Raw genomic sequence first — 7098 nt, 5'->3', positions numbered from 1 at the left:
TGACATTTGAACTCCGACGGTTCCAGATGGAGGAAAAGTCTGCCCTATGGTTAATGTCTCGGCAGATTCATTCTTAATGTAGCGTCAGATAGTGTTTTCTGACTGTCTTTGTGTGCTAGGAATTGAAAAGAAGTCGAGATGTCGTCATTGTTTTTGAAACTATTTGTAATGGCGGTTTTCGATGGCTTGGTGAAATAATTTTGACATTATTTGCGCTGGCTGAGGTTTTTAAAAATAGCTTTGATCTAGATTAATAAATCATTCAAATTAAAAATAGGGATAATAAGGTAATTATTTAAATTTATTTAATAAAAACAACATCTTATGGATTTATTTTATTTAGATAAATTTAATGTTTTGCTTGGAATTTTCCCGTCATCCTGTTTTCTTTGCTTTTATTTTTTTACGATATTGGATTGGAAATCATTCATGCTGTACTGGCATCCAGCGAAATTTTTATTATCGGAAAATAATTTCCTTGATTCCCGCTGAGGTCGGCGCTTGTCTGGTGAGAAGGACGATTTCGGCATGCAAAGTCAGAAAAATGATGTGTCCGAAGAAAGAGCGGGAGGCACCATGCTGGCTTGAAATGACAATGTGTTGTTTTACCGAAACGCGGCAATGCCGCATTTAATGTAACGGTCGATACAGGCGGGGCAGAGCGCAGAGCGCGTGGTGAGTCTGTATGGGCCAGGGTTTCCGCTGGATGGAGGGCGTTGTGCCGGGCTGCCAGAGGTAGCATTTGTTACATTTAACTTCAATTGTGAATTTTTTTTATCTCTCGAAGGAGTTAATAATTAAGAATATATTTAATAAAAGAATGTCGAATTTATAGGTGGGAGTTCAATCATGACGAAGCGACATCCTTCCTTTGAGCGCATCGCCCTGATCTTGCAGGGCGGCGGTGCGCTTGGAGCCTATCAAGCAGGGGTTTATCAGGCCTTGGCCGAAGAAGGGCTGCATCCTGACTGGGTGGCTGGCATTTCTATTGGCGCCATCAACTCCGCCTTGATTGCCGGCAATGCGCCGGAAAAGCGAGTCGATGCCTTGCGTGATTTTTGGCAGTCCATTACGACGGTGCACCCTGCGCCCCCGGCTTATATGCTGCGTTTTCTGGGTTTGGATCAGGCCGATATGATCGCCTGGAATGAAAACGTTCACGGTTGGGCCAACCAGATGAATGCATTGGCGACGATGCTGGGCGGCGCGCCGGACTTTTTCAAGCCGCGCACGTTGCATCCCTTGCTCGCGCTTAAAGGCACGGAAGGGGCGCAAAGTTTCTACGATGTGACGCCTTTGCGGTCCACCCTGGAACGTCTGGTGGATTTCGACCGTATCAATTCAGGCGAGATGCGCTTCAGCGTAGGGGCGGTCAATGTGCGCACAGGCAACTTCACCTATTTCGATACGACCACGCATACCATTGGGCCGGAACACATCATGGCCAGTGGCGCATTGCCGCCCGGTTTTCCCGCAGTGGAAATTGATGGTGACCCATATTGGGATGGCGGCCTGGTGTCCAACACACCCTTGCAATGGGTGCTGGAGAATAAGCCCAGGCGCGACACGCTGGCCTTCCAGGTGGATCTCTGGAGTGCGCTGGGCGAGTTCCCCGGTGATCTGATCAGCCAGGATCTGCGTCTGAAAGATATCCGGTTTTCCAGCCGCACCCGCTATGCCACCACCCAATTCCGCAATCAGCAGCGCCTGCGCCGCGCGCTGGCGCGCATGATCGAAGACATGCCGGATGTTGCCCTGCTGGGTAAAGACGATGCCGGCATCGAAGCCTTGATTTCAGAGGCCGATGAGAAGGTTTACAACATCATCCACCTGATCTACCGGGCCAAGAATTACGAAGGTTCCAGCAAAGACTACGAGTTTTCGGCTGTCACCATGCAAGAGCACTGGGACTCTGGTTATGCCGACGCGGTAGAAACGCTGAAACACAAGGAAGTCTGGCAGCGGCCGGAGACCCCGGACGGGGTGGCCACCTTCGATATTCATGACCATGCGCCCCAGCGCAAAGCGCGGTCTGCACGCCGCCGGTAAATCGCATCATCGCCCGCGCGGCGGCCAGACAGCAGTCTTGCCGTCACGCCGGGCGGCCGCAGGCCAGTTTCCGGCCGGCGCCGGCCGGACAGCGCCATGTTCTTTTGTTCGACCACTGAATCCGATAAAAGGGAGTGACAGATGAAAATCGCCGATGTGCGCGCCAAGGCATTTGCCATGCCGTTGCACGATCCCGCCTATCCGAGGCCGCCGTACAAGTTCTACAACCGCGAGTTTTTTGTCATCAATTACCGCACCGATCCAGACATCCTGCGGGAGCTGGTGCCGGAACCGCTGGAAGTCATTGGCGATACCGTGTCCTATGAGTTCATCCGCATGCCGGACTCGACCGGCTTTGGCGACTACACGGAAACTGGGCAAGTTATCCCCGTGCGCTTCAAGACCCCGACGGGCGAAGTGCAGGAAGGGGGCTACGTCCACGCCATGTATCTGGATGACAACGCGCCGATAGCCGGGGGCAGGGAGCTGTGGGGTTTCCCCAAGAAGCTCGCCAGCCCCAAGTTCCGCCATGAACAGGAAACCCTGGTCGGCACGCTGCATTACGGTTCCGTGCTGTGTGTGACGGCGACGATGGGATACAAGCACAAAGAGCTGGATTTGGGCGCGTTCTCCAAGGCCATGGCCAAGCCGGCGTTCATGATCAAGATCATTCCTCATGTGGATGGCACGCCGCGTATTTGCGAGCTGGTGCGCTATTACATGGAAGATGTCACGCTAAAGGGCGCATGGTCCGGCCCGGCCGCATTGCAGCTGTTCGAACACGCCATGTGCGATGTTGCGCGCCTGCCGGTGCGGGAAGTCGTGTCTGCCAGCCACTACATCGCCGACCTGACCCTGGGTCTGGGCGAAGTGGTCTACGATTATTTGGCACCCAACACTCACAATCTTTGATAGGAGTCTGTTTATGTCTCGCTTTGATGGAAAAATCGGCATTATTACTGGTGCAGCCAGCGGTATCGGCAAGGAAATCGCATTGCGTTTCGCGGCAGAAGGCGGCACGCCGGTCATTGCCGACCTGAATCTGCAAGCCGCGCAGGCCACGGCTGAAGAAATCAAGAAAACCGGTGCCGATGCTTTTGCTGTTGCCATGAACGTGACTGACGAAGAGCAGGTGGAAAAGGGCGTGGCCGATGTCATCGCCAAGTACGGCAAGATTGATGTGCTGGTGAGCAATGCCGGTATCCAGATCGTCAAGCCCCTGGTCGATTTTCCGTATTCCGACTGGAAGAAGCTGCTGTCCATTCACCTCGATGGCGCTTTCCTGACGACGCGTGCCTGCCTGAAGCACATGTATGCCGCGAACTATGGCCGTGTGGTCTATATGGGTTCGGTGCACTCCAAGGAAGCCTCCAAGCTGAAGGCGCCCTATGTCACCGCCAAGCATGGTCTGGTGGGCTTGGCCAAGGTGCTGGCCAAGGAAGGGGCGGAGCATAACGTGACGGCCAATGTGGTGTGCCCCGGCTTCGTGCGCACGCCGCTGGTGGACAAACAGATTCCTGAGCAAGCCAAGGAACTGGGCATTACGGAAGAGCAGGTCATCAAGAACGTCATGCTCAAGGACACGGTCGATGGCGAATTCACGACGACGGATGATGTGGCGGAAGCCGTGTTGTTCTTTGCCGGCGCCAAGAACAATGCCCTGAGCGGCCAGTCTCTGGTGGTCAGCCACGGCTGGTTCATGCAGTAAACGGCTGCTGCCAGTCGGCAGGGATGTACCTGGACGGCCCGCAGTATTGCGGGCCGTTTTGCATGCGGAAACCTGTCTTGGCGATCTTTACTACAATTTCCCTGCAGCAACCCTGCGTCCAGTGTGCCGGAACCGGTGTGCGCGCATGCTTGTGGCTGGCTGATCCCGAATGATGTGATAGGAGTTTCCGTGCGATATTCATCTTCCCTTTCCTGGTCTATTGCCCTCGCCCTGTTGGCGGTATCTTCTGTTTCCGCGCAGCCGCGAGCTGTCGATGCGCGTGAGCTGGATGTTGCCGGCGTGAAAACGGGCATGGGGTTGGAGGCCGTGCGTCAGGCCATGGCCAAGCATTTCGGTGTTGACGCCGCTGAGGTCAAATCGACTAACCTCCTGTCGGTCAACCCGGTGACGGGAACCAAACTGCCATCTTATCTGGTGTATGAAGCCGGTAACGAAAAACTGCTGGTGCATTTTGAACCCAGGGTGCCGCCCAATGCGGCAGACCCGTTGGTGGCAGCTCAGGTCAGCTATGAAATTCCCTGGACTCAGCAGAATGAGGCTGCCATGGCGCAGCGCGCCGTGGCACGCTATGGCGAACCGTCCAATGCCCCGGATTCGGTCCGGCTGGAATGGTGCGAGTCTCCCAGCGACAACCCGGGCATGGGTTGCTCCATGACGCAGCAGCCGGTGCTGTCTGTGGCGGGGACGACCTTGAGGCTGCATGACCCGGCCTGGTCGCAAGCACGTATCGAATTCATGACCGCTCAGCAATCGGCCAGCCCCGGGTTTTGACGCCGGGTCTGATGCGCCGGACGCGGGTTTGCGTTCTACGCTTTGTTCAACGGTGGCAGCCACGCCAAGGTGGCGCGCCGCCACATCAGCGACAGTCTGTCGCGACAGCAATTTTCAAGAGGAAGCGGCATGACGCTTGCGAAGCACTGGTCCAACGTTGAGTATTTGCATGCGGTCGTGCGCAACCCGAATATTCATATCAAGGGAACGCACAGCTATTACAGCGACGCCTGGAGCGGTTCATTCGAAGAGAGCGTGGTGCGCTATCTGTATGGCGACGCATACAGCCTGCAAGCCTGGGACCCTTTATGGCCGATAGATCAGTTGCATATCGGCGATTACGTCTGCATCGGGGCCGAAGCGGTCATTCTGATGGGGGGCAATCACACGCACCGCATGGATTGGTTCAGCCTGTACCCGTTTGTGGAAACCATAGAGCAAGCCTATGTGGGCAAAGGGGACACCGCCATCGGTGATGGTGCCTGGATAGGGATGCGCGCCATGATCATGCCGGGCGTCACGATTGGAGAGGGCGCGGTTGTGGCCTCGGGGGCAATCGTGACCAAGGACGTTGCGCCTTATACCGTGGTGGCAGGCAACCCGGCCGTGCCGATCCGGCAGCGTTTCGCTTCGGCGACGGTCGAGTCGATTCTGGCGCTGGGCATCTATGGCTGGAGCGAGGCGAAATTCGAAGCCCTGCGCCCCTTGTTGTGCGGCAACGACTTCAGCGCATTGCAGGCGGCAGCCGAACATTATGACCAAAGCCGGGCTGCGCCGCGTTGAGCGTGACGGCCAGGGCAAGGGTGCAGGCGCGGGGCAAGGAAAAGACCGCGCATCCCGCGAGCGGATTGGCGGGTGATCTGCCGCCAGTTGCGAAAATAAGGATGTTGCAGTGCGATAATCCCAGCGTTGGGCCTGGATCCTGCCGGGCCATTATCTTTCCTACCGGAGAAGCTCTGTGAGCAGTCATACCGACACGCTGCCTGATGTCGCCGCCGAGAAGGCGCCGGTCACGCAGGATGCCTTGCGCATCAATGATGTCCGCATCAGCGCCGTGCGCCCCTTGATTTCGCCTGCCTTGCTGGAAGATGAGTTGCCGGTGCCGGAATCGGCCCACCATTCCGTGCAGCAGGCGCGCGCCGCCATTGCCGATGTGCTGCATGGCCGCGATGATCGCCCGGTGGTGGTGGTCGGGCCGTGTTCGATCCATGACCACGCGCAAGCCATAGAGTATGCCCATTTGCTGAAAGGGGCTGCGGAGCGTTTTCAGGACGAACTGCTGATTGTGATGCGGGTGTATTTTGAAAAGCCGCGCACCACCGTCGGCTGGAAAGGATATATCAACGACCCGCGGCTGGATGGCAGCTTCTGCATCAATGAGGGCTTGCGCCGCGCCCGCAAGCTATTGCTGGAAATCGCGCAGCTGGGGCTGCCAGTGGGCAGTGAGTTCCTGGATTTGCTCAGCCCGCAGTTCATTGCTGATTTGATCGCCTGGGGCGCTATCGGCGCCCGCACGACCGAAAGCCAGAGCCACCGGCAGTTGGTCTCCGGCCTGAGCTGCCCGATTGGGTTCAAGAATGGTACCGATGGCGGGGTACAAGTCGCGGTGGATGCGATAGTCGCAGCCAGCTCCAGCCACGCCTTTATCGGCATGACGAAAATGGGTGTCGCGGCGATCTTCGAAACCCGCGGCAACGAAGACGCGCATGTCATCCTGCGCGGCGGCAAACATGGCACCAACTACGATGCCGCGAGTATTGAAGCCTGCTGCGCCGTCTTGCGCAAAGCCGGCTTGCGCGAGCAGGTCATGGTGGATTGCTCGCATGCCAACTCGAATAAATCGCACCAGCGCCAGGTTGATGTCGCAGCAGACCTGGCCGCGCAAATCGCGGGCGGCGAACAGCGCATTACCGGCATCATGCTGGAGAGCCACCTGGCAGAAGGCCGTCAGGATCTGAAGCCCGGCGTGCCTTTGCAGCGCGGCGTGTCGATTACCGACGCCTGCCTGGGATGGAGCCAGACCGAAGCCGTGCTGGAAACCCTGGCAGACGCAGTACGCCAGCGCCGTGAACGTACCTGAAGCAGGGCAGGCGGCCTGTCAGTAGCGGGATAGGCCGCATGAATATGAGTTCGGCGATATTTGAGTTACAATCTCGCTCTTAGTCAGTCGGGGCGTAGCGCAGTCTGGTAGCGCATCTGGTTTGGGACCAGAGGGTCGCATGTTCGAATCATGTCGCCCCGACCAATAAATTCAAAGGGTTAGCAGCGTTTGGCTGCTAACCCTTTTTTGTTTTTCGGGCCAGCCACGCTTGGTGTGCGTGAGTAGCAGCACATAATATGCCGCACATCTGCTATCCGCATGCGCCGCGCGCCAGGCGCATGCGTTGCGATCAAAGGTCCGATAGATGCCTCTCATCTCCTGATGACGGGCATCCCCCCATGCCCGTCCCCGCGCTGGTGGCCCTCAGCCCCTATACCCAGTAGATAGCATGGACACCGGCATTGGCCCGGTGCCGCGCAGCGCTGCATGTCGCGGCGGCATTACGGAA

At 57.0% G+C, this 7098-nt stretch carries 6 protein-coding genes and 1 tRNA gene; all 7 read left to right on the top strand.

Translation table 11 applies throughout. The annotated features are described in order from the left end of the window. Positions 1–849 precede the first annotated feature (849 nt). Entirely contained in the window at positions 850–2049 is a 1200-nt protein-coding gene (locus ACTJGZ_RS15315; protein ID WP_441663763.1) for a patatin-like phospholipase family protein, read from the top strand. Positions 2050–2190: 141 nt separating this feature from the next. Further along, positions 2191–2961 (top strand): acetoacetate decarboxylase, encoded by a 771-nt coding sequence (locus ACTJGZ_RS15310; protein WP_441663762.1) that lies wholly within the window; start codon positions 2191–2193, stop codon positions 2959–2961. 13 nt (positions 2962–2974) lie between these two features. After that, the gene (locus ACTJGZ_RS15305; RefSeq protein ID WP_441663761.1) at positions 2975–3757 is read left to right on the top strand and encodes a 3-hydroxybutyrate dehydrogenase; all 783 of its coding nucleotides are present in this window, start codon (positions 2975–2977) and stop codon (positions 3755–3757) included. Between the two features lie 189 nt (positions 3758–3946). Beyond that, a complete protein-coding gene (locus tag ACTJGZ_RS15300) occupies positions 3947–4549 on the top strand; it encodes a hypothetical protein (protein ID WP_441663760.1) in 603 nt (200 codons plus the stop codon). 129 nt (positions 4550–4678) lie between these two features. Beyond that, the gene (locus ACTJGZ_RS15295; protein ID WP_441663759.1) at positions 4679–5332 is read left to right on the top strand and encodes a CatB-related O-acetyltransferase; all 654 of its coding nucleotides are present in this window, start codon (positions 4679–4681) and stop codon (positions 5330–5332) included. Positions 5333–5507: 175 nt separating this feature from the next. Beyond that, positions 5508–6629, top strand: a complete 1122-nt coding sequence (locus ACTJGZ_RS15290) for a 3-deoxy-7-phosphoheptulonate synthase (protein ID WP_441663758.1) — start codon at positions 5508–5510, stop codon at positions 6627–6629. A gap of 88 nt (positions 6630–6717) precedes the next feature. Further along, positions 6718–6794: transfer RNA gene (locus ACTJGZ_RS15285), tRNA-Pro, on the top strand. Positions 6795–7098: the final 304 nt, after the last annotated feature.

Origin of the sequence: Kerstersia sp., from assembly GCF_052103615.1 — a bacterium.
Taxonomy (GTDB): domain Bacteria; phylum Pseudomonadota; class Gammaproteobacteria; order Burkholderiales; family Burkholderiaceae_B; genus Kerstersia.
Note: the sequence above shows the minus strand (reverse complement) of the source record. Positions and strands in the feature narration are given on the sequence as shown.

Excerpts from the sequence above, each read along its gene's own strand:
- ACTJGZ_RS15315 (WP_441663763.1), top strand. The coding sequence starts at position 850 with ATGACGAAGCGACATCCTTCCTTTGAGCGCATCGCCCTGATCTTGCAG.
- ACTJGZ_RS15310 (WP_441663762.1), top strand. The coding sequence starts at position 2,191 with ATGAAAATCGCCGATGTGCGCGCCAAGGCATTTGCCATGCCGTTGCAC.
- ACTJGZ_RS15295 (WP_441663759.1), top strand. The coding sequence starts at position 4,679 with ATGACGCTTGCGAAGCACTGGTCCAACGTTGAGTATTTGCATGCGGTC.
- ACTJGZ_RS15305 (WP_441663761.1), top strand. The coding sequence starts at position 2,975 with ATGTCTCGCTTTGATGGAAAAATCGGCATTATTACTGGTGCAGCCAGC.